We start from the raw sequence: 20,372 nt of genomic DNA, 5'->3' as shown, positions 1-20,372 counted from the left end.
CTCGATCAGGCCTTCGCTTTTTCGTAGAGTTCGAGAACATGATCCCAGTTGATCAGGCTGTCGACGAAGGCCTCGAGATATTTCGGCCGGGCGTTGCGATAGTCGACGTAATAGGAGTGCTCCCAGACATCGACGCCGAGAATCGGCGCCGCGCCATGGACGAGGGGATTCTCGCCGTTCGGCGTCTTCGAGATCGCCAGCTTGCCATCCTTGACCGAAACCCAGGCCCAGCCGGAACCGAACTGGGTCGTGCCGGCGGCGATGAAGTCGGCCTTGAATTTGTCGTAGCCGCCCAGATCGCTGTCGAAAGCCGTCTGCAACGCGCCCGGCAGCTTGTTGCCGCCGCCGCCCTTTTTCATCCACTTCCAGAAATGGATGTGATTGTAGTGCTGGGCGGCATTGTTGAAGAGGCCGGCATTCTTGCCGAACGACTGCTTGACCACCTCTTCTACCGACAGATCGCCAAGGCCGGCTTCGGCGGCAAGCTTATTGCCGTTGTCGACATAGGCCTTGTGGTGCTTGTCGTGGTGATATTCCAGCGTCTCTTTCGACATGTAGGGCTGCAAGGCCTCATAGTCGTAAGGCAGAGCGGGCAATTCAAAAGCCATGGAAGGTACTCCCTCAAGGAAAATCCGGTGTTGATACCGGACTAAGATAGGTCTGGATTGGGTTCGGACAACTCCGAAAAGTGAAGCGCCGGGTGCTCTTTCTAAGCGGTTCCGGAGAACTGTCACACAGTTTCCGGAAACCGGGCGCATTGCGACGAAAAGCCTGGACGGATCAGCCCGCCGACGTCGAATGCGCCCAATCCCAATAGAGCTCCCGCGCCTTCTTGGCCACCGGTCCGGGCTGCAGGCTGCGGTCCTCGATGCGCGTGATCGGAATGACCTTGGAATGGTTGCCGGTCGAAAAAATCTCATCCGCTTCGAGGAATTCACGCACCGACAGCGCCTTTTCCGTGGTCTTGAACCCGTACTCGCCAAGCAACGTCATCGTGCGCGAGCGGGTGATGCCGGACAGGAAGGTGCCGTTCGGCGCCGGCGTCAGAACGTGGCCGTCCTTGACCAGGAAGATGTTCGAGGTTCCGGTCTCGGCGACGTTGCCCAGCATGTCGAGCACCAGGGCGTTGTCGAAGCCGCGCATCTTGGCTTCGAGGATGGCACGGCCATTGTTGGGATAGAGGCAGCCGGCCTTGGCGTTGGTCGGCATGGTTTCGATAGTCGGGCGCCGGAACGGCGAAACCGTCACGGAAAAGCCGGTCGGCGAGATCATCGGCGATTCGTAGAGGCACAGGCAGAAACGGGTCGAGGCGGGATCGGCCGGCACGCCCATATAGCCGCCGTGCTCGGCCCAATACATCGGCCTGATATAGACAGCCGTCTTGCCATCGAATTTCTTCAATCCGTCCCAGGTCAGCCCGACGATCTTCTCGGCCGTCATCGAAGGCTTGAGACCGAGCGCGATCGCCGAGGCATTTACGCGCGCGGCATGAAGGTCAAGATCGGGAGCGACGCCCTCGAACCAGCGGGCGCCGTCGAACACGCTGGTACCGAGCCACATTGCGTGGCTGCGCGGGCCCAAAACGGCGACATTGCCCTCGTACCAGTCGCCGTCGACGAAAGTCCATGTCGCGGAAAGTGCGGCAGCCGCCAGTGTCATTGCTTTGTCCCGTTCCGATCAATCTCGTGTTGCAGCATTGGATGACGCTTTGGCCGGCGTCGTCAACCAGCATCGGGGAGTTTTGTTGAGGCCACAGACGGCGCGCTGCAATCAAGACTTGCACCTTGCCCCGCCTCGCCTCAAAACTGTTGCCATGCAATACGCCGCTTATGTTTTCGACGCCTACGGCACACTGTTCGATGTTCATGCCGCCGTGCGCCGCCACGCCGACGCCATCGGACCGGACGGCCAGTTGCTGTCCGAGATCTGGCGCGCCAAGCAACTCGAATATTCCTGGGTGCGTACGTTGATGGGCGCCTATGCCGATTTTTGGCAACTCACCGAGCAGGCACTTGATTTCGCGTTGCACAAGGTGCCCTCTGCCGATCCCGGCCTCAAGGCGGCATTGCTGGACGCCTATTGGCGGCTGGACTGCTATGCGGAAGTGCCCGCCGTACTGAAGGCGCTGAAGGCGTCTGGTGCCAAGCTGGCAATCCTGTCCAACGGTTCGCCGGAGATGCTTGAGGCAGCGGTCAAATCCGCGGCGCTCGATCAGGTGCTGGACGATATCTATTCCGTCGATGCGGTGCGGCGCTTCAAGACCGACCCGTCGGTCTACGACATGGTCACGACAGGCTGGCGCCTCTATCCGGGTGCGGTCTCCTTCCAGTCGTCCAACCGCTGGGACATTGCCGGCGCGACCAAGTTCGGCTTCCGCACCGTGTGGATCAACCGCTCCAACCAGCCGGAGGAGTATCGGGATTTTCCACCGGCCCTGATCCTGCCGTCGCTCGATGCCCTTGTCACAGGTGGCTAACGCATGCGGCCCAAAAGTAATCCTGGTTTTCGCTCCTGTGACCGTAGCGCCACAGTGGCGACGCGGTCACAGCTTCGCCTTTGTTTGTCCACCTTGAGGCCAGATTCGGAACCGCCTATCGCGCCCAAGTGTTGATCAGGCACCCTCGCAACGGTCGGCATATTCATGCTTTGTTGCGATTTCAGACTTAAAGAAGGCAACCATGTTCCCAGCCGAAATCGAATCCTATCGCCTGAGCCGTCGCGGCTTTCTCAATGCCGCAGCCCTGGGCGCCGCCTCGATCGCGGTTTCCGCATGCGCCACCACCGGGTCCGGGCCAGTCGAGCCACCGCCACCGGCCTATGTCGAGCCGCCGCTCGCCGACTACGTGACGATGTACGCCGCCGTCAGCGATGGCGGTTTCGAAGTGCCGGCCATTCCCGTCGACAGGATCGATCCGCAATTCCTGCGCCAGATCGTGCCCGACCCGACCGGCCAGAAGCCGGGAACCATCGTCGTCGATACGACCGGCCACTTCCTCTATCTGGTTCGTCCGGGCGGCCAGGCGATCCGCTACGGCGTCGGCCTCGGCCGCGCCGGCTTCGAATGGTCGGGCGATGCCGTCGTCCAGTGGAAACAGAAGTGGCCGAAATGGACGCCGCCGGACGAGATGATCGCCCGGCAGCCGGAACTGAGGCAATACAGCGCTGACAATGGCGGTATGCCGGGCGGGCTGAAAAACCCGCTCGGTGCACGTGCGCTCTATCTCTTCCAGGGCAACGTCGACACGCTCTACCGGCTGCACGGCTCGCCGGAATGGCGTTCGATCGGCAAGTCGGTGTCGTCGGGCTGCGTGCGCCTGATGAACCAGGACATTATAGACCTATATGATCGCGTGCCTTCGAAGACCCCGGTCATCGTGACCAGCGACGCCAGCCAGCCCATGGTGGCGACCGCGAATCACAAAGCCATCCCGATCGATGCCGGCGTGCCGGACGGATCGGTGCTGCTTGGCCCGGTGAAAGCGGTGAGCGACGCGATTTTCTGATGGGAGCGAGGGTGAATGCGGCGACTCGCCGCCTTCACCTCCACATCAGCCTATCCCTGCATGGCCGTTGCGCGATCGCGCTTCCCTATCTGCCCCTCGACAGACTCCCGAGTATCCCGCGCACGATGGCGCGGCCGACCGACGAGCCGACAGAGCGCACCACCGACTTGATCGCGGCTTCCGCCACCGTCTGGCGGTTGGACGGGCGCGGTTGAGGCGGGCGTCTGCCGCCGGGTTGCGGCGGCGGAGCATCATTGCCGAAGCCCGGAATGGTCCAGCGTGAACGGCCGGCGTCGGCCTGCTGTGCCTCGGCATCCGCCGCGTCCTTGGCCTTTTTCTGCAGCATCTCGAAAGCCGATTCGCGATCGACACCCTCATCGTACTGACCGATCACCGGGCTTTCCTGGATCAGCTTCCGCCGCTCGGCTGGGGTTATGGGCCCAAGTCGTGACGATGGCGGACGGATCAGCGTGCGCTGGACCATGGACGGGATGCCCTTGGCTTCCAGCACTGAAACCAGCGCTTCGCCGGTGCCCAGTTGCGTGATCACGGTCGCGCAATCGAAATCCGGATTTGGCCGGAACGTCTCGGCCGCGGTCCTTACCGCCTGCTGCTCGCGCGGCGTGTAGGCGCGCAACGCATGCTGGACCCGGTTGCCGAGCTGGGCCAGAACCTTCTCAGGAATATCCAGAGGGTTCTGCGTGACGAAATAGACGCCGACCCCCTTCGAGCGGATCAGACGCACCACCTGCTCGACGCGGTCGATCAGCACCTTCGGCGCGTCGTCGAAAAGCAGATGTGCCTCGTCGAAGAAGAAGACCAGCTTCGGCTTGTCGGGATCGCCCACTTCGGGCAGCTCCTCGAACAGTTCCGACATCAGCCAAAGCAGGAACGTCGCGTAGAGTCGCGGATTCATCATCAGCTTGTCGGCGGCCAGCACGCTGATGGCGCCGCGGCCGTCGCGGGTGGTGCGCATGATGTCGGCGATGCGCAATGCCGGCTCGCCGAAGAAATTCGCCGCCCCCTGCTGTTCCAGCACCAGCAGCGTACGCTGGATGGCGCCGACCGAGGGTTTCGTCACATTGCCGTAGCGGGCGCTGATCTCTTCGGCGCGCCCGGCGATATTGGCGAGCAGCGCCTGCAGGTCCTTGAGGTCGAGCAGCAGCAGGCCTTCCTCATCGGCGATGCGGAAGGCGATGTTCATGATGCCTTCCTGGGCTTCGGACAAATTCATCAACCGCGACAAGAGCAGCGGGCCCATCTCGGAGATGGTGGCGCGGATGGGGTGGCCCTGTTCGCCGAACAGATCCCAGAAGATGACGGGGAATTCCTGGAAGTCATAGGGGTCGAGCTTGACCTGCTCGGCACGCTTGACCAGGAAATCCTGCGCCGTGCCGATCATGGCTATACCGGAGAGATCGCCCTTGATGTCGGCGCAGAACACCGGCACGCCGGCATTGGAGAATCCCTCGGCCAATATTTGCAAGGTGACCGTCTTGCCGGTGCCGGTGGCACCGGTCACCAAGCCGTGACGGTTGCCATAGTGCAAAAGCAGGTTTTCAGGACGCTGATAGCTGTCGTCGGGCTTGCGGCTGGCGCCGATGAAAATGGTGTCGTCAGCCATATGTCCGGTCTCCGCAACTGCTGTGTATAAAACCAGCCCTTCGCCCGAAGGTATAGTGGGGGCCTTGCACAGCGACAATGGCGATCGGCGAAAATGGCCTTTTTTGGAGCTTGCGGATTGTGCCCATGTTTGGCAATCGTTCATGCTTCGTGCTCGAAGGCTGGTGTACGCTCGAGGGATCGAATTCGAGTCTTGGAAGCGCATTGCATTGCGGTATCGCACCGGGACCCGTAGACTGAAGTGCTCCAGGCTGATGCGGCCGCATAGTGACGAGGACAGTGGATGAGCGCCGGAGCCTTGACCAGGGATAACGAAGTTCCGAATGCCGACCGGCAGCGATGGCTGGCCCTGGCTGAAAAGGCGCTCGCCGGCGCATCTTTCGAGGAAAAACTGGTCTCGCACACCGATGACGGCATCCGCGTGGAACCGCTTTATGAGCGCGCGGCGGCGGCCGAGCCGATCGTGCGCGCCAACCCCGGATCGCCGTGGATCGTCAGCCAGCGCATCGACGATCCCGACATTGGTCGCGCCAAAGCCCAGGCGCTGGAGGACGTCGCGCAGGGCGCGACGGGATTGTCGCTCGTCTTCGAAGGTGCCCCGAACGCCTTCGGCTACGGCCTGCCGAGAACGGCGCAGGCGCTGGAGACGGTTCTGGACGGCATCCCGTTAAACCGCGTCCAGATCCGGATCGACGCCCACCCATGGAGCCGCCCCATGGCCGACTGGCTGGTGGCGTTCCTTGGCAAGCGCCGCTCCGATCCGGCAAAGCTCAACCTCTCCTTCGGCATCGATCCGGCGGCGATCCTGGCCGGAACCGGCCGGTTGCGCATGTCGATCGAGGCGCTGCAGGAATCCATGCCGCAATCGCTGGCACATTTCTTTTCAATGGGCGTGCCCGGCGTGCTGCTCGAGGCGGATGGGCGGGTGTTCCACAATGCCGGCGCCACGGAGGCGCAGGAGCTTGGCATCATGCTCGCTTCGGCCGTCTCCTATCTCAGGATGTTCGAGAAAGCGCGGCAACCGCTCGTCTACGCAGCGCCCCATATCGGGTTTGCGCTGAGCGCCGACCAGGATCAGTTCCTGTCGATGGCCAAGGTCAGGGCCTTGCGCAGGCTGTGGGCTCGCGTCCAAGAAGCCTGCTCGATCCCGACTTCGACGGCCAATATTCACGCCGAGACGTCGTTTCGGATGATGACGGCATTGGACCCGGAGACCAACATCCTGCGCACGACGATCGCCTGCTTCGCCGCGGCGGCGGGCGGAGCCGATTCGATCGCTATCCTGCCGCACACCGTCGCGCATGGCCTGCCGGCGCCTTTCGCACGCCGCGTGGCCCGTAACGCGCAGTTGATCATGGCCAATGAAAGCCACATCGATCAGGTCGCCGATCCCGTCTGCGGCTCCGGTGGCGTCGAAGCGCTCACTGCTGGCCTCTGCGAAGCGGCCTGGGCCGAGTTGCAGGCGATCGAGGCCGAGGGCGGCGTGCTGTCCAGCCTTCAGGAGGGACGCATACAGGAGCGCGTTCGCACCGCCGCCGCCCAGCGCGCTGCCGCCTTCCGATCCCGCGAGCGCGCCATCGTCGGCGCCACGCTCTATCCGCAGAAAACCGAGCGCGCGGTCGAGACGCTGGCCGCGGAGCGGCGACCTGCCTTCACGGAAGGCATCGTCATGTGCGAGCCGCTGTTTCCGGTCCGCATCGATCAATCGATCGGAGCCGCTTCTTGATTCCGGATTTCAGCCAGGTCGGCTGGGCGCCGCCGCGGCGGGCGCCGGTCGAGATCAAGGGCCAGCGGATGACGCCGGAAGGCCTTGCCGTCAAACATCTGTACAATCAGGGCGATCTCAAGGGGCTGCCGCATCTCGACACCTATCCGGGCATGCCGCCCTTCGTGCGCGGACCCTATCCGACCATGTATGTCCAGCAGCCGTGGACGATCCGGCAATATGCCGGTTTCTCGACGGCGGAAGAGTCAAACGCCTTCTACAGGCGCAATCTTGCCGCCGGCCAGAAAGGTCTGTCGGTCGCCTTCGATCTCGCCACGCACCGCGGCTATGACAGCGATCATCCGCGGGTGGCCGGCGATGTCGGAATGGCGGGCGTGGCCATCGATTCCATTCTCGACATGCGCCAGCTCTTCGACGGCATTCCGCTCGGCGAGATGACGGTGTCGATGACCATGAACGGCGCGGTGCTGCCGATCATGGCGCTCTACATCGTGGCTGCCGAGGAACAAGGGGTTGCGCAGAAGGATCTCGCAGGGACCATTCAGAACGACATTCTGAAGGAGTTCATGGTCCGCAACACCTATATCTATCCGCCGAAGCCCTCGATGCGGATCGTGTCGGACATCTTCTCCTACACATCCAGGCACATGCCGAAATTCAACTCGATCTCGATCTCCGGCTACCATATGCAGGAGGCCGGCGCGACGGCGGACCTGGAGCTCGCCTATACGATTGCCGACGGAATCGAATATGCCCGCGCCGGCGTCGCGGCCGGGCTCGACATCGACCGCTTCGCCCCGCGCCTGTCCTTCTTCTGGGCTGTTGGCATGAACTTCTTCATGGAAGTCGCCAAGCTCAGGGCGGCGCGGCTTCTGTGGTCGAGCCTGATGATGAAGAATTTTGCGCCGAAGGACGAGCGTTCGCTGTCCTTGCGCACCCACTGCCAGACCTCCGGCTGGTCGCTGACGGCGCAGGATCCCTACAACAACATCATCCGTACGATGATCGAGGCGATGGCCGCCACACAGGGCCATACACAATCGCTGCACACCAATTCCTTCGACGAGGCCATGGCGCTGCCGACGGATCATTCGGCCCGTATCGCCCGCAACACGCAGCTGATCCTGCAAAATGAATCCGGCACCACGCGCATCATCGATCCGTGGGGCGGTTCGGCTTATCTCGAGAGGCTGACGCATGATCTGGCAGCGCGTGCGCTTGCCCATATCGAGGAGGTCGAGGCGCTCGGCGGCATGGCCGCGGCCACCGAGAAGGGCATTCCCAAGCTGCGCATCGAAGAGGCGGCCGCCCGCACCCAGGCGCGCATCGATTCAGGCGAGCAGGTGCTGGTCGGCGTCAACGCGCACCGGCCCGGTGCGGATATCGAAGTCGACGTCTTGAAGATCGACAATGCCGAGGTAAGAGCCCGGCAGCTATCGAAGCTGCAGCGGCTGAAGGGCACGCGCGACGTCGCGGTGCTCGAGAATGCGCTCGCAGCGCTCTCCCGCGCGGCCGAGAGCGGCGAGAACCTGCTCGAATTCGCCATCCACGCCGCGCGCGCCAATGCGACGGTCGGGGAGATTTCGCTGGCGCTGGAAAAGGTCTTTGGCCGCCACGTCGCGTCGGTGCAGACGATTTCCGGCGTCTACCGCCAGGCGCTCGGCGACAATCCGGCCGTCGACCGGCTGCAGGAGAAGATCGGCGCGTTCGAAAAGAAGACCGGCGGCAAGCCGCGCATCCTGGTCGCCAAAATGGGACAGGACGGACATGACCGCGGCCAGAAGGTGATCGCCACAGCCTTTGCCGACCTCGGCTTCGACGTCACCGTCGGCGCCATGTTCCAGACGCCGGAGGAGATCGCGAAGCTGGCGGTGGAGCACGACGTTCATGTCGTCGGTGCCTCATCGTTGGCAGCAGGACACCTCACGCTCATCCCCGAACTCAGGGATGCGCTGAAGAGGCTCGGCCACAGTGACATGCTGATCGTTGCCGGCGGCGTGATCCCTCCGCAGGACTATGATGCCGTGCTGCAAGCGGGTGCGGCGGAAATCTTCCCGCCCGGTACCGTGATCCCGGAAGCAGCAGAGCGGCTGATCGACCGGCTGCTGGCGTCCTGAGTTATCGGCAACGAGTGTGTCCGGGCCTTCCTCCCATTCGTAAGTTATAATATCTGTTGCAACAACACAGCGATCGAGTTATAATCGGCGTTGCAACAGGGCTGATCCAGCATGAACACCACCATTCGCAAGATCGGCAATTCCGAAGGTGTGATCCTGCCCAAGGAGCTACTCGACCGCCTGAATCTCAAAGCCGGTGATCAGCTTCAGGTTCTCGAAACGGACAAGGACATCGTCCTCAAACCGGTCGACGATAGTTTCGAGCGGCAGATGGAAGCTGCTCGCAAGGTCATGGACAAGTACAAGGTCGCGCTCCAGAAGCTCGCCGAATGAACTGGGAGTTCCTGTCGCGCCGCGCGGTGGAGGCGATGCATGCCGAACAATTGCGCCGGCATGGCGGCGCACAAGGTTTGCGGGATGAAAATGCACTTGAATCGGCACTGGCCCGGGCCGAGAACAAGGCTAATTACGGCACTCCGTCGATTGCAGATCTTGCAGCAGCCTATGTCTTCGGCATTGCCAGAAATCATGCCTTTGTCGACGGCAACAAACGCACGGCTATTGTCGCCGCCGGCGCCTTCCTGATCGTCAACGGTCACGTCCTGACGGCGGACAACGGCACGCTTTATGAATTCGTGATGGCTGTCGCCGCCGGCGAGATCGATGAAGCGGGTGCCGCCGCATTTTTTCGCGACCACATCGTGAAGACCGAGGACTGATGTTGGGGTTCAGCCGCCCGCGCTCAGCTTGACGATTTCCCATTCCTTGCCATTGACGGTGGCGACATCGCCGACCTTCTTGCCAAACAAAGCAATCGCCATTGGCGATACATGGGAAATGCTGCCTTTCGATGGGTCAGCCTCGTCCTCGCCCACGATCTTCCAGTGCACCTTCTTGCCGTCGTCGGCTTCGAGCGTGGCGCCCATGCCGAAGCGGATGACATCGCTCCCGGGCTCGGGCACCGAAAGCTCGGCACTTTCGCGCCGCGCGGTCCAATAGCGCAGGTCGCGAGATACTAGTGCGATGCGCTCGCGGTCTCCCCGCCGCTCGGCTTTGGCCAATATGTCGCGCAGATCGGCCAGATTCTCGTCGATCATTGCCAGGCCACGCTCCGTCACCAAGTTGCGGTGTTGACTGATCGGCCGTTCGCCGACGCCTGCGATGGCGTTTTCGCTGTCTTCCTCGCGGGTAAAGGCTCTGCTCATTCCTTGAACTTATGCCCGCCCTCACGACTTCACAAGTCATTGCCCTCGCCGGGGACGCAGGTGCCTGACTGGCACGAATCCTGCCACTAGATGGGCAAAAGCCAGGACCTGTGCCGATGTTGAACAGACGCAAGCTGCTTGTCCGGACAGCCGGTTTTGCCGTGTTCGGGCTTTCGCTGGGCAAGGCAGCCGCCGCGAGCTTGCCCGGCGTCGAGAAAGCCTCGATGCGCGGATCGATCAACGCCACCGAGCTTGGCGTGCAACCCGGCACCTTTGACGATCAGAGCAAGGCTTTCGCCAAGCTGCTGCGCGAGGCCAGCGATCGCGACATGCCGGTTTTCCTGCAGCCCGGCACCTATGTCGTGTCCAACCTGACGCTGCCCGGCCGGGTGCGCCTTACCGGCGTGCCTGGCGCAACGCGCATCGTCTATGGTGGCGACGGCCACCTGTTCATGGCCGAACAAGCCGATCACATCGAGCTCAGCGGCCTGGTCCTCGACGGCTCAAACCGCTCGATGGGCGACTACGCGCAAGGACTGCTCGATCTGCGCCGCGTGGCGCATCTCATCGTCGATAATTGCCAGATAACCGGCAGCGGCAAGAACGGGCTGGCGCTCGAGCACGCGGCGGGCCGGGTCGAGCGCACGGAAATATCCGGAGCGGCGGACACCGGCATCTATTCGGTCGAGGCCGCAGGGCTGGCGATCACAGGCAACACCGTCTCCGACTGCGCCAATGGCGGCATCCTCGTGCACCGCTGGCAAGCGGCGGAGGACGGCACCATCGTCACCGGCAACCGGGTCGAACGCATCGCGGCGCGCGGCGGCGGCACTGGCCAGAACGGCAATGGCATCAATGCCTTCCGCGCCGCCAACGTGATCGTCTCCGGCAATATTGTTTCGGACTGCGCATTCTCCGCCATCCGCGCCAACAGCGCCAGCAATCTGCAAGTATCGGGCAACACTTGCATGCGTTCCGGCGAAACGGCGGTCTATTCCGAATTCTCGTTCGAGGGCGCCGTTATCAGCAACAACATCGTCGATGGTGCCGCCAACGGCATCTCGATCGTCAATTTCAACGAAGGCGGACGCATGGGTGTTTGCTCGGGCAACATCGTGCGCAACCTGTCGACATCAGGCCCCTACCCCGCCGACCCGCCGGGATTCGGCGTCGGCATCGGCGTCGAGGCCGACACCACCGTGTCCAACAACGTCATCGAGAATGCGCCGCTCTACGGCATGTCGATCGGCTGGGGACCGTATCTGCGCAACGTCGTGGCCACCGGCAACATCATCCGCAAAGCGGGCACCGGCATCGTCGTCAGCGTGGTCGACGGTGCCGGAACCGCCATCATCTCCGACAATGTCATCGACGGCGCACGCAATGGCGCCATTGTCGGGCAGCGCTGGGCCGATCCGGCCACGGGCGATCTCGCCGCGTCAGCCGATACCGGCTTTCCGCATCTGACCGTCGAGCGCAATCACGTCAGTTGAGAAACGTCTGTCTCAGGCCAGTGCCGCCGTCGGCCTGAGCGCACCGACCGTGGCGCCTATCCGGCTTTCGATGGGTGCATTCGCCATTTCGAGCAGCTTCGCCGCCAAAACCTCGTCCGCACGCAGCAGTCGGGCGATGATTGCGGCCACCATGGATTCGGCGGCCCGGCCGGCACCATCATCGCATTTGAGTGCGATGCCGAGGCCAAGCTCGGGAAGCGCCGCGCAATGGACCCCTTCGGCGCCGCCCTTCGCAAATATTCGGCCAGGCGCCGCCTGCATCAGCGCGAGATCGGCGCGGCCTGTGCCGGCGACGAAGAACGGCTCGGCCATGCAAGCCGACAACAATCGCTTTGCCGCCCTGGCGCGCCCGGGCGCGAAGCCCCTGCCGGTCACCATGCGGGCAAAGCCAAGCGCAAAACTCCTGAGCGGCACCGCGTAGGTCGGGATCGAACAGCCATCGGTTGCGCGTTCGTCGGCGCCGTGGCGAGTTCCTGTCACCGCCTGCATGGCGTCGCGCACCATTTCCTGCAAGGCGTGATCCGCCCTGACATAGCCGTGGGGCTCGATGCCTGAATGGACGCAGGTGCAAAGAAAGCCGGAATGCTTGCCGGAGCAATTGTTGTGCAAGGCGTTCGGGGAACCGCCGGCGCGGGCGAGTGCGATCGTCGCGTCGTGGCTCGACGGCCAATGCGCGCCGCATTCAAGCGCCGACCCGTCCAGCCCGGCCCTGGCGAGCATCGACCGCGCCAGTTCGACGTGGGCCGGTTCGCCCGAATGAGAGGCGCAGGCCAGCGCCAGTTCGCGGTTGCCGAAGCCGTAGGCATCGGCAGCACCGCTTTCGACCAGAGGCAGCGCCTGGATTGCCTTGACCGCGGAGCGCGGAAACACCGGCCTCGATGTGTCGCCGATCTCGAGAACCGGCCTGCCATCGGCGTCGAAAACCGCGACCGCGCCTCGGTGCGCGCTCTCGACGATGGCGCCACGCAGAACTTCGATCAGAACCGGATTTGTCATGTTGCCCCCGCGGATGCGGGTCGCTTTTACCGAATCCGATCGAGAATGGAAACGTAGTTCGCGACCGCCGCGCCGCCCATGTTGAAGATGCCGCCAAGCTTGGCGTTGGGCACCTGGATGCCGCCGGCCTCACCGACGAGCTGCATGGCGCTCAGCACATGCATCGACACGCCGGTGGCGCCGATCGGATGACCCTTCGCCTTCAGGCCGCCGGACGGGTTGACCGGCAGCCGTCCGTCCTTTGCGGTCGTGCCGTCCAGCGCCAGCCTCGCGCCCTCCCCGGGTTTCGCCAGGCCCATGGCTTCATATTCGATCAATTCGGCGATGGTGAAGCAGTCATGCGTCTCGACGAAGGAGAGATCATCAAGCGTCACGCCGGCATTCCTGAGCGCCCGGCTCCAGGCCTGCTCGCAGCCTTCGAAGGTCAGGATGTCGCGCTTCGACATCGGCAGGAAATCCTGCACGTGCTCGTTGGCGCGGAAGGTGACGGCGCGGCGCATCTTCAGTGCCGTCGCTGTGTCGGTGAGGACGAGAGCGGCGGCACCGTCGGAGACAAGCGAGCAGTCGGTGCGCTTCAGCGGGCCAGCGACGAAGGGGTTCTTCTCGCTCTCCTGGCGGCAGAATTCGTAGCCGAAATCCTTGCGCATCTGCGCATAGGGATTGTCGACGCCGTTCTTGTGATTCTTGGAGGCGATCATGGCAAGCGCATCCGACTGGTCGCCGTAGCGCTGGAAATAGGCTTGTGCGATCTTGCCGAAGACGCCGGCAAAGCCGGCCGGCGTGTCGCCATCCTCGGGCAAATAGGAGGCTTTCAGCAGGTTCCTGCCGATCTCGGGGCCGGGCGTCGTCGTCATCTGCTCGGCGCCGACCACCAGCACGATGCGGGCGGCATTGGCATCGATGGCGCGGATGCCTTGCCGGACAGCGGCCGAACCGGTGGCGCAGGCGTTCTCGACGCGCGTCGCCGGCTTGAAGCGCAGCCGGTCGTCGGCCTGGAGGACAAGGCTGGCGGTGAAATCCTGTGCGGAAAAGCCGGCGTTGAAATGTCCGAGCACAATCTCGTCGACGTCGTCCGGGCCAATGCCGGCATGGTCGAGCGCCTCGGTTGCCACTTTGACGATCAGGCTCTCCAGCGTTTCGCCTTCAAGCTTGCCGAAGCGCGAATGCGCCCAGCCGACGATGCATGCGGTCATGGCAACCTCCATTTGCCGCGGATCCTAACACGTCATATCGCGGCCTGAGTACTTAATATTGTTCAATAGTGAACCGTTTTCCAATCTGCGGGATGAGCCAGAGCCGACAATCGGTTGTTGTTCGGGCTGGATTTTTGTTGATTGACCCGTCAATAAAAAATAATCTTCGCCGAAACAATGGGAACGGCATGCCGAAAGTCGGAATGGAGCCACTGCGCCGTAAAGCGCTCATCGACGCGACGATCTCGGCGATCGGCGAGCGCGGCTCGCTCGACGTAACGATGTCTGAGATCGCCGGGCGCGCCGGCGTGTCGTCGGCGCTGGCCCATCACTATTTCGGTGCCAAGGATGAGCTGCTGTTCGCGACGATGCGGCATATCCTGGCCGAACTGACCACGGACATGCGGCGCGCGCTTCAATCCACCGGTTCCCCACGCGAACGCGTCTCCGTGGTGGTGGCCGTCAATTTCTCCGAGATCCAGTTCCGGGCCGAAACGATCGCCGCTTGGCTCGCCTTCTATGTCGAGGCGCAGAAATCGGCTGCGTTGCGCCGGCTGCTCAGGATTTATGCGCGGCGGCTGCATTCGAACCTGATGAGCGGGCTGGCCGGCATCCTGTCCCGAGCAGAGGCCGACCGCGTCGCCGAAGCGACGGCGGCGATGATCGACGGGCTCTACATCCGGCGCGCGCTCAAGGACGGCGTGCCCGATGCCGCGACCGCGATCGCATTGGTCGAAGACTATCTCGAAACGAAACTCAGCGGACGGCAGACGCAGTGACACGCAAGCACCCTAACTTCCTGATCGTCATGGTCGATCAGCTCAACGGAACTTTCTTTCCGGACGGGCCGGCTGACTTCCTGCACGCGCCGCATCTGAAGGCGTTGGCCGCCCGCTCAGCGCGCTTCCGCAACAATTACACCGGCTCGCCGCTCTGTGCGCCGGGCCGTGCCTCGTTCATGAGCGGCCAGTTGCCGTCGCGCACCGGAGTCTATGACAACGCCGCCGAGTTCGCCTCGTCGATCCCGACCTTCGCTCATCATCTGCGCGCCGCCGGCTACCATACTTGCCTGTCGGGCAAGATGCACTTCGTCGGGCCGGACCAGTTGCACGGCTTCGAGGAACGGCTGACCACGGACATCTACCCCGCCGATTTCGGTTGGACGCCGGATTATCGTAAGCCCGGCGAGCGCATCGACTGGTGGTATCACAATCTGGGTTCGGTGACCGGGGCCGGCATTGCGGAAACCACCAACCAGATGGAATATGACGACGAGGTCGTGTTCCTCGCCACGCAGAAGCTCTACCAGCTTTCGCGGGAGCAGGATGATGAGGAGCGCCGGCCCTGGTGCCTGACCGTTTCGCTGTCACATCCGCACGACCCCTATGTCGCGCGCAAGCAGTACTGGGATCTCTACGAAAATTGCCAGGCGCTCGACCTGGAAACCAATTTCATTGCGTATGACGAACAGGATACGCATTCGCAGCGGCTGTATGTCGCCAGCGATTATCCGTCGTTCCAGATCACCCCTGAGCAGGTGCGCCGTTCGCGGCGTGGCTATTTCGCCAATATTTCCTATGTCGACGACAAGCTCGGCGAGCTCCTGGACGTCCTCAAGCGGACGCGCATGCTTGACGACACCACCATCCTGTTCTGCTCCGACCATGGCGACATGCTCGGCGAGCGCGGCCTGTGGTTCAAGATGAGCTTCTTCGAGGGCTCGGCGCGGGTGCCGCTGATGATTGCCGGCAGGGGCGTTGCGGCCGGGCTGATCGAAGCGCCGGTTTCCAATCTCGACGTGACTCCGACGCTTTGCGAACTCGCTGGCATCGACATCGATGCCGTCTCGCCATGGACCGATGGCCAATCGCTGCTGCCTCTGATCGACGGTGAGCGGCGCAGCGCGCCTGTGCTGATGGAATATGCGGCTGAGGGTTCATACGCGCCTCTGGTGGCTATCCGCGAGGGCCGATACAAGTTCGTCCATTGCGAGCTCGATGCGCCGCAACTGTTCGATCTCCAATCCGATCCGCTGGAGCGGGAAAACCTCGCGGCCGATCCGGCCAACGAACCGCTGGTCGCGGCGTTCATGGAAAAGGTGCGGGCGCGCTGGGACATGGCCGCTTTCGACGCTGCGGTGCGCGAAAGCCAGGCGCGCCGCTGGGTCGTCTATCGGGCGCTGCGCAACGGCGCCTACTACCCCTGGGATTTCCAGCCGCTGCAGAAAGCGTCCGAGCGCTACATGCGCAACCACATGAACCTCGACACTCTCGAGGAGAGCAAGCGGTATCCGCGAGGCGAATGATGACTACGCTTGTCCCCTCACTCGACCACCTGAAGCAAGCCTATGCGGTCACCGCCAAGGCGACGCAGATCACGCCCCTGCTGGAATCGGCGGCGCTCGCCAGGGAAACCGGCGCCGCTCGCGTCTTCGTCAAGGCGGAATCGCTGCAATGGGCGGGATCGTTCAAGGTTCGGGGCGCCTATTGGCGGCTGAAGCGGCTGTCGCCCGACGAAGCCAAGAAGGGCGTCGTCGCTTATTCTTCCGGCAATTTCGCGCAAGGACTGGCGGCTGCGGGCCAGGCGCTCGGCATTCCCGTCACCATCGTCATGCCGATCGACGCTCCGGCCGCCAAGCGCGACGCCACAGCAGGCTACGGGGCGCGCGTGGTGCTTACCGATCACGGCGAGCGCGCGCGTGAGGAAGTCGCTGCCGCTAAGGCGCGCGAGATCGCCGAGACCGAAGCGCTGACATTGCTGCATCCCTTCGACGATCCGGAAATCGTGGCCGGCCAGGCAGGTGCCGGGCTGGAGGCGCTGGAGCAGCTTTCTGCCAAGGGCGCGAAGGCGGACGTGCTGTTCTGCTCGGTCGGCGGCGGCGGCCTGATCGGCGGCGTTTCGCTCGCTTTCCACTACCTGTCGCCGGCCACAGAAATCATCGGCGTCGAGCCCGAAGGTTTCAACGGCATGGGCGCCTCGTTGGCGCATGGCAGCATCGAGACCATGCCGCTCGCCCCGAATTCGATCTGTGACGGGCTGATGTCGCGGCGGCCCGGCGACGCGCCGTTCGCGGCGGTCAGAACCGCCGGCGTTCGCGGCATCACTGTCGACGACGCCTTGGTGCGGCGGGCAATGAAAATCGCCTTCGAGCGGATGAAGCTGGTGCTTGAGCCGTCCGGAGCTGCCTCGCTGGCGGCACTGCTCGGCGGCAAGGTGGATGTGGCCGGCAAGACCGTCCTTGTGGTGGCTACCGGCGGCAATGTCTCGCTCGCCGATTTCATCACGCATATGAACGATGGGCGCATATGAACAATGCTTGAAGCGGATTTCGTCATCATCGGCTCCGGCTCCGCCGGCTCGGCCATGGCCTATCGCCTGTCGGAGGATGGCAAGCACTCGGTCATCGTTATCGAATTCGGCGGCTCCGATGTCGGGCCGCTGATCCAGATGCCATCGGCGCTGTCGATCCCGCTCAATATGAGCCTCTACGACTGGGGTTTTGCCAGCGAGCCCGAGCCGCATCTCGGCGGCCGCGTGCTGGCGACGCCGCGCGGCAAGGTGATCGGAGGCTCGTCCTCGATCAACGGCATGGTCTATGTGCGCGGCCACGCCCGCGACTTCGACCACTGGGCCGAACAGGGAGCCGCCGGCTGGGGTTTCGCCGACGTGCTTCCCTATTTCAAGCGCATGGAAGATGCGGAGGGCGGCGAGGACGGCTGGCGGGGCCGTGGTGGGCCGCTGCACGTGCGGCGCGGCACGCGGAAAAACCCGCTCTATGGCGCCTTCGTCGAGGCGGGCCGCCAAGCCGGCTTCGAACTGACCGACGACTATAATGGCTCCAGGCAAGAGGGGTTCGGCCCGATGGAGCAGACCATTTTCGGCGGCCGCCGCTGGTCGGCGGCATCAGCCTATCTGAAGCCGGCGCTCAGGCGCAAAAACGTAAGCTTGGTCAAGGGCTTTGCGCGACGGGTGATCATCGAGAATCAACGCGCCATCGGCGTCGAGATCGAAGCTCGCAAACAGATTCAGGTCGTTAAGGCGCGACGTGAGGTGATCGTCGCGGCATCGTCGATCAACTCGCCGAAAATCCTGATGCTGTCGGGAATCGGGCCTGCAGAGCATCTCAGGGAAAACGGCATCGCGGTGGTAGCCGATAGACCCGGCGTCGGCCGCAACCTGCAGGACCATCTGGAACTCTATATCCAGCAGGAATCGACAAAGCCGATCACGCTAAATTCGGTGCTCAATCCGTTCTCCAAGGCGATGATCGGGGCGCAGTGGCTGTTCTTCAAGACCGGCCTTGGCGCCACCAATCATTTCGAGGCGGCTGCCTTCGTGCGCTCGCGCGCCGGCGTCGACTATCCTGATATCCAGTACCACTTCATCCCGGCGGCGGTGCGCTATGACGGCAAGGCGGCGGCGAAGTCGCATGGTTTTCAGGCGCATGTCGGGCCAATGCGCTCGAAGTCGCGCGGCTCGGTGACGCTGCGCTCGCCGGATCCGAATTCGAAACCGGTGATCCACTTCAACTACATGTCGCATCCCGACGACTGGAGCGAGTTCCGCCACTGCATCAGGCTGACGCGCGAGATTTTCGGCCAGAAGGCCTTCGACGGCTTCCGCGGCCAGGAAATTTCGCCCGGCAGCCACGTGCAATCGGACGACGACCTCGACATCTTCATCAGGGATCACGCCGAAAGCGCCTATCATCCCTGCGGCACCTGCCGGATGGGCCGCGCCGACGAGGTCACGAGCGTCGTCGATCCGGAATGCCGCGTGATCGGCGTCGAGGGCCTACGCGTGGCCGACTCTTCTATCTTCCCGCGCGTCACCAACGGCAATCTCAACGCGCCGTCGATCATGACTGGCGAGAAAGCTTCCGACCACATCCTTGGCCGCACGCCGCTGGCGCCTTCCAACCAGGAACCATGGATCAATCCCCGCTGGCAGGCGTCCGACAGATAGAGCATGATCGTGCAACCGCACGATCGGCATGCCGCTAAGACGATTTGGAGAAGCCCATGCGCGCCCAGCCAACGGCATCGCACTATGTCAACGGACGCTACATAGACGACGAGCAAGGCGCGCCACTGCCGGTCATCTATCCGGCAACCGGCGAGACCATCGCCCTGCTGCGCTCGGCGACGCCGAACGTGCTGGAACTCGCCATCGAGGCTGCGCGTGCCGCGCAACCGGCTTGGGCGCGGCTGAAGCCGGTGGAGCGCGGCCGCATCCTGCGCCGCGCCGCCGACATCTTGCGCGCCCGCAACGCCGATCTTGCCCGCCTCGAGACGCTCGACACCGGTAAGGCGATTCAGGAAACGCTGGTGGCGGATGCGCCATCGGCCGCGGATTGCCTGGAATATTTCGGCGGCGCGGTTGCAGCTTACAATGGCGAGGCTGTCGATTTGGGCGGGGCCTTCGCCTACACGCGGCGCGAGGCGCTCGGCGTTTGCGTCGGCATAGGCGCCTGGAACTATCCAATCCAGATCGCCGGCTGGAAATCCGCGCCCGCGCTCGCCATGGGCAACGCCATGGTGTTCAAACCATCGGAAAACACGCCATTGTCGGCATTGGCCCTGGCCGAGATCTACAGCGAGGCAGGCCTGCCCGACGGGCTGTTCAACGTCGTGCAAGGCTATGGCGATGTCGGCGCCAGCCTGGTCAGCCACGATGTCGTGGCCAAGGTGTCGGTGACCGGCTCGGTGCCGACCGGCCGCAAGGTGCTGTCGCTCGCCGGCTCGAAGATGAAGCACGCGACGATGGAACTCGGCGGCAAGTCGCCGCTGATCGTCTTCGACGACGCCGATCTCGAGAATGCCGTCGGCGGCGCCATGCTCGGCAATTTCTATTCGACGGGGCAGATCTGCTCCAACGGCACGCGCGTCTTCGTCCAGAAGGGCATCCATGACCGCTTCGTCGACCGGCTCGTCGAGCGAACCAAGAATATCCGCATCGGCGACCCACTCGATGCCGAAACCCAGATGGGCCCGCTGGTCAGCAAGGCACAGCAGGAGAAGGTCGTCTCCTACATCGCGGCGGGCAAGCAAGAAGGCGCCACGCTCGCCTGCGGCGGCAACGTGCCCTCGCTGCAAGGTTTTGAAGGCGGCTTCTTCGTCGAGCCGACGGTGTTCACCGGGGTGAGCGACAGCATGCGCATCGCGCGCGAGGAAATCTTCGGGCCTGTCATGAGCGTGCTGAAATTCGACGGCGAGGACGAGGTGGTCGAGCGCGCCAACGACACTGAGTTCGGTCTCGCGGCCGGCGTGTTCACGCGCGACCTGTCGCGCGCCCACCGCGTCATCGCCGAGCTGCAGGCCGGCACGTGCTGGATCAACGCCTACAACCTGACCCCGGTCGAAATCCCCTTCGGCGGTGTCAAGCAATCCGGCATTGGGCGAGAAAATTCACTGGCCGCGCTGGCGCTCTATTCGCAGATGAAGGCGGTTTATGTCGAGACCGGGGATGTGGTCAGCCCGTATTGAGCAAAATGTC

The 20,372-nt window shown here is 63.4% G+C and carries 18 protein-coding genes; 12 read left to right on the top strand and 6 right to left on the bottom strand.

Annotated features, from left to right (window positions below):
* Positions 1-5 precede the first annotated feature (5 nt).
* Positions 6-608: a superoxide dismutase gene (locus FJ428_RS03175; RefSeq protein ID WP_140728157.1), complete on the bottom strand. Its 603-nt coding sequence runs from the start codon at positions 606-608 to the stop codon at positions 6-8.
* Between the two features lie 172 nt (positions 609-780).
* Positions 781-1,659, bottom strand: coding sequence for a branched-chain amino acid aminotransferase (locus FJ428_RS03170; protein ID WP_140494756.1), 879 nt, complete (start codon positions 1,657-1,659; stop codon positions 781-783).
* Between the two features lie 154 nt (positions 1,660-1,813).
* Here FJ428_RS03170 and FJ428_RS03165 point away from each other — a divergent pair, with 154 nt between their 5' ends.
* A complete protein-coding gene (locus FJ428_RS03165; protein WP_140494758.1) occupies positions 1,814-2,476 on the top strand; it encodes a haloacid dehalogenase type II in 663 nt (220 codons plus the stop codon).
* Between the two features lie 202 nt (positions 2,477-2,678).
* Complete coding sequence (locus FJ428_RS03160) at positions 2,679-3,503, top strand: L,D-transpeptidase (RefSeq protein WP_140494760.1); 825 nt, start codon at positions 2,679-2,681, stop codon at positions 3,501-3,503.
* An 85-nt stretch (positions 3,504-3,588) separates the two neighbouring features.
* On the opposite strand, the gene FJ428_RS03155 is transcribed toward FJ428_RS03160, so the two are convergent.
* The gene (locus FJ428_RS03155) at positions 3,589-5,127 is read right to left on the bottom strand and encodes a helicase HerA-like C-terminal domain-containing protein (RefSeq protein WP_140555863.1); all 1,539 of its coding nucleotides are present in this window, start codon (positions 5,125-5,127) and stop codon (positions 3,589-3,591) included.
* 282 nt (positions 5,128-5,409) lie between these two features.
* Here FJ428_RS03155 and FJ428_RS03150 point away from each other — a divergent pair, with 282 nt between their 5' ends.
* The 4 genes from FJ428_RS03150 (at position 5,410) to FJ428_RS03135 (ending at position 9,688) form a co-directional block, all read left to right on the top strand.
* Complete coding sequence (locus FJ428_RS03150; protein ID WP_140878925.1) at positions 5,410-6,852, top strand: methylmalonyl-CoA mutase subunit beta; 1,443 nt, start codon at positions 5,410-5,412, stop codon at positions 6,850-6,852.
* Complete coding sequence (gene scpA / locus FJ428_RS03145) at positions 6,849-8,969, top strand: methylmalonyl-CoA mutase (protein ID WP_140878924.1); 2,121 nt, start codon at positions 6,849-6,851, stop codon at positions 8,967-8,969. Before FJ428_RS03150 ends, scpA begins: the two co-directional genes overlap by 4 nt.
* A 111-nt stretch (positions 8,970-9,080) precedes the next feature.
* A complete protein-coding gene (locus FJ428_RS03140) occupies positions 9,081-9,302 on the top strand; it encodes an AbrB/MazE/SpoVT family DNA-binding domain-containing protein (RefSeq protein ID WP_140494768.1) in 222 nt (73 codons plus the stop codon).
* Positions 9,299-9,688 carry a type II toxin-antitoxin system death-on-curing family toxin gene (locus tag FJ428_RS03135; RefSeq protein WP_140686660.1) on the top strand — a complete coding sequence of 130 codons (390 nt, stop codon included), beginning with the start codon at positions 9,299-9,301 and terminating at the stop codon, positions 9,686-9,688. The genes FJ428_RS03140 and FJ428_RS03135 overlap by 4 nt, the downstream gene beginning before the upstream one ends.
* 9 nt (positions 9,689-9,697) lie before the next feature.
* Here FJ428_RS03135 and greA read toward each other — a convergent pair whose 3' ends face one another.
* Entirely contained in the window at positions 9,698-10,174 is a 477-nt protein-coding gene (gene greA, locus FJ428_RS03130; protein ID WP_140494772.1) for a transcription elongation factor GreA, read from the bottom strand.
* Positions 10,175-10,290: 116 nt separating this feature from the next.
* Here greA and FJ428_RS03125 point away from each other — a divergent pair, with 116 nt between their 5' ends.
* On the top strand, positions 10,291-11,667 hold the full coding sequence (locus FJ428_RS03125; RefSeq protein ID WP_140878923.1) for a TIGR03808 family TAT-translocated repetitive protein: 1,377 nt from the start codon (positions 10,291-10,293) through the stop codon (positions 11,665-11,667).
* A 12-nt stretch (positions 11,668-11,679) separates the two neighbouring features.
* Here the strand turns inward: FJ428_RS03125 and FJ428_RS03120 are convergent, their stop codons facing one another.
* Positions 11,680-12,684, bottom strand: coding sequence for an asparaginase (locus FJ428_RS03120; RefSeq protein WP_140878922.1), 1,005 nt, complete (start codon positions 12,682-12,684; stop codon positions 11,680-11,682).
* Positions 12,685-12,710: 26 nt separating this feature from the next.
* Positions 12,711-13,877 (bottom strand): acetyl-CoA acetyltransferase, encoded by a 1,167-nt coding sequence (locus FJ428_RS03115; RefSeq protein ID WP_140878921.1) that lies wholly within the window; start codon positions 13,875-13,877, stop codon positions 12,711-12,713.
* A 188-nt stretch (positions 13,878-14,065) separates the two neighbouring features.
* On the opposite strand from FJ428_RS03115, the gene betI reads away from it, so the two are divergent.
* Genes betI through betB form a run of 5 tightly spaced genes read left to right on the top strand, consistent with a single transcriptional unit; the run spans position 14,066 to position 20,362 of the window.
* Positions 14,066-14,656, top strand: a complete 591-nt coding sequence (gene betI / locus FJ428_RS03110) for a transcriptional regulator BetI (protein ID WP_140624499.1) — start codon at positions 14,066-14,068, stop codon at positions 14,654-14,656.
* A complete protein-coding gene (gene betC / locus FJ428_RS03105; RefSeq protein ID WP_140878920.1) occupies positions 14,653-16,182 on the top strand; it encodes a choline-sulfatase in 1,530 nt (509 codons plus the stop codon). Before betI ends, betC begins: the two co-directional genes overlap by 4 nt.
* Positions 16,179-17,186 (top strand): threonine/serine dehydratase, encoded by a 1,008-nt coding sequence (locus tag FJ428_RS03100; protein WP_140878919.1) that lies wholly within the window; start codon positions 16,179-16,181, stop codon positions 17,184-17,186. The genes betC and FJ428_RS03100 overlap by 4 nt, the downstream gene beginning before the upstream one ends.
* A gap of 3 nt (positions 17,187-17,189) precedes the next feature.
* Positions 17,190-18,842 carry a choline dehydrogenase gene (betA, locus tag FJ428_RS03095; RefSeq protein WP_140878918.1) on the top strand — a complete coding sequence of 551 codons (1,653 nt, stop codon included), beginning with the start codon at positions 17,190-17,192 and terminating at the stop codon, positions 18,840-18,842.
* A 56-nt stretch (positions 18,843-18,898) separates the two neighbouring features.
* Positions 18,899-20,362, top strand: coding sequence for a betaine-aldehyde dehydrogenase (gene betB, locus FJ428_RS03090; RefSeq protein ID WP_140878917.1), 1,464 nt, complete (start codon positions 18,899-18,901; stop codon positions 20,360-20,362).
* The last annotated feature ends 10 nt before the right edge of the window (positions 20,363-20,372 follow it).

The organism is Mesorhizobium sp. B2-8-1 (assembly GCF_006440955.1).
Taxonomy (GTDB): domain Bacteria; phylum Pseudomonadota; class Alphaproteobacteria; order Rhizobiales; family Rhizobiaceae; genus Mesorhizobium.
Note: the sequence above shows the minus strand (reverse complement) of the source record. Positions and strands in the feature narration are given on the sequence as shown.

Excerpts from the sequence above, each read along its gene's own strand:
- FJ428_RS03100 (WP_140878919.1), top strand. The coding sequence starts at position 16,179 with ATGATGACTACGCTTGTCCCCTCACTCGACCACCTGAAGCAAGCCTAT.
- betB (WP_140878917.1), top strand. The coding sequence starts at position 18,899 with ATGCGCGCCCAGCCAACGGCATCGCACTATGTCAACGGACGCTACATA.
- FJ428_RS03160 (WP_140494760.1), top strand. The coding sequence starts at position 2,679 with ATGTTCCCAGCCGAAATCGAATCCTATCGCCTGAGCCGTCGCGGCTTT.
- FJ428_RS03115 (WP_140878921.1), bottom strand. The coding sequence starts at position 13,877 with ATGACCGCATGCATCGTCGGCTGGGCGCATTCGCGCTTCGGCAAGCTT.
- FJ428_RS03175 (WP_140728157.1), bottom strand. The coding sequence starts at position 608 with ATGGCTTTTGAATTGCCCGCTCTGCCTTACGACTATGAGGCCTTGCAG.
- FJ428_RS03135 (WP_140686660.1), top strand. The coding sequence starts at position 9,299 with ATGAACTGGGAGTTCCTGTCGCGCCGCGCGGTGGAGGCGATGCATGCC.
- betA (WP_140878918.1), top strand. The coding sequence starts at position 17,190 with ATGCTTGAAGCGGATTTCGTCATCATCGGCTCCGGCTCCGCCGGCTCG.
- FJ428_RS03120 (WP_140878922.1), bottom strand. The coding sequence starts at position 12,684 with ATGACAAATCCGGTTCTGATCGAAGTTCTGCGTGGCGCCATCGTCGAG.
- FJ428_RS03170 (WP_140494756.1), bottom strand. The coding sequence starts at position 1,659 with ATGACACTGGCGGCTGCCGCACTTTCCGCGACATGGACTTTCGTCGAC.
- betI (WP_140624499.1), top strand. The coding sequence starts at position 14,066 with ATGCCGAAAGTCGGAATGGAGCCACTGCGCCGTAAAGCGCTCATCGAC.
- FJ428_RS03155 (WP_140555863.1), bottom strand. The coding sequence starts at position 5,127 with ATGGCTGACGACACCATTTTCATCGGCGCCAGCCGCAAGCCCGACGAC.
- greA (WP_140494772.1), bottom strand. The coding sequence starts at position 10,174 with ATGAGCAGAGCCTTTACCCGCGAGGAAGACAGCGAAAACGCCATCGCA.
- FJ428_RS03165 (WP_140494758.1), top strand. The coding sequence starts at position 1,814 with ATGCAATACGCCGCTTATGTTTTCGACGCCTACGGCACACTGTTCGAT.
- FJ428_RS03150 (WP_140878925.1), top strand. The coding sequence starts at position 5,410 with ATGAGCGCCGGAGCCTTGACCAGGGATAACGAAGTTCCGAATGCCGAC.
- FJ428_RS03140 (WP_140494768.1), top strand. The coding sequence starts at position 9,081 with ATGAACACCACCATTCGCAAGATCGGCAATTCCGAAGGTGTGATCCTG.
- FJ428_RS03125 (WP_140878923.1), top strand. The coding sequence starts at position 10,291 with ATGTTGAACAGACGCAAGCTGCTTGTCCGGACAGCCGGTTTTGCCGTG.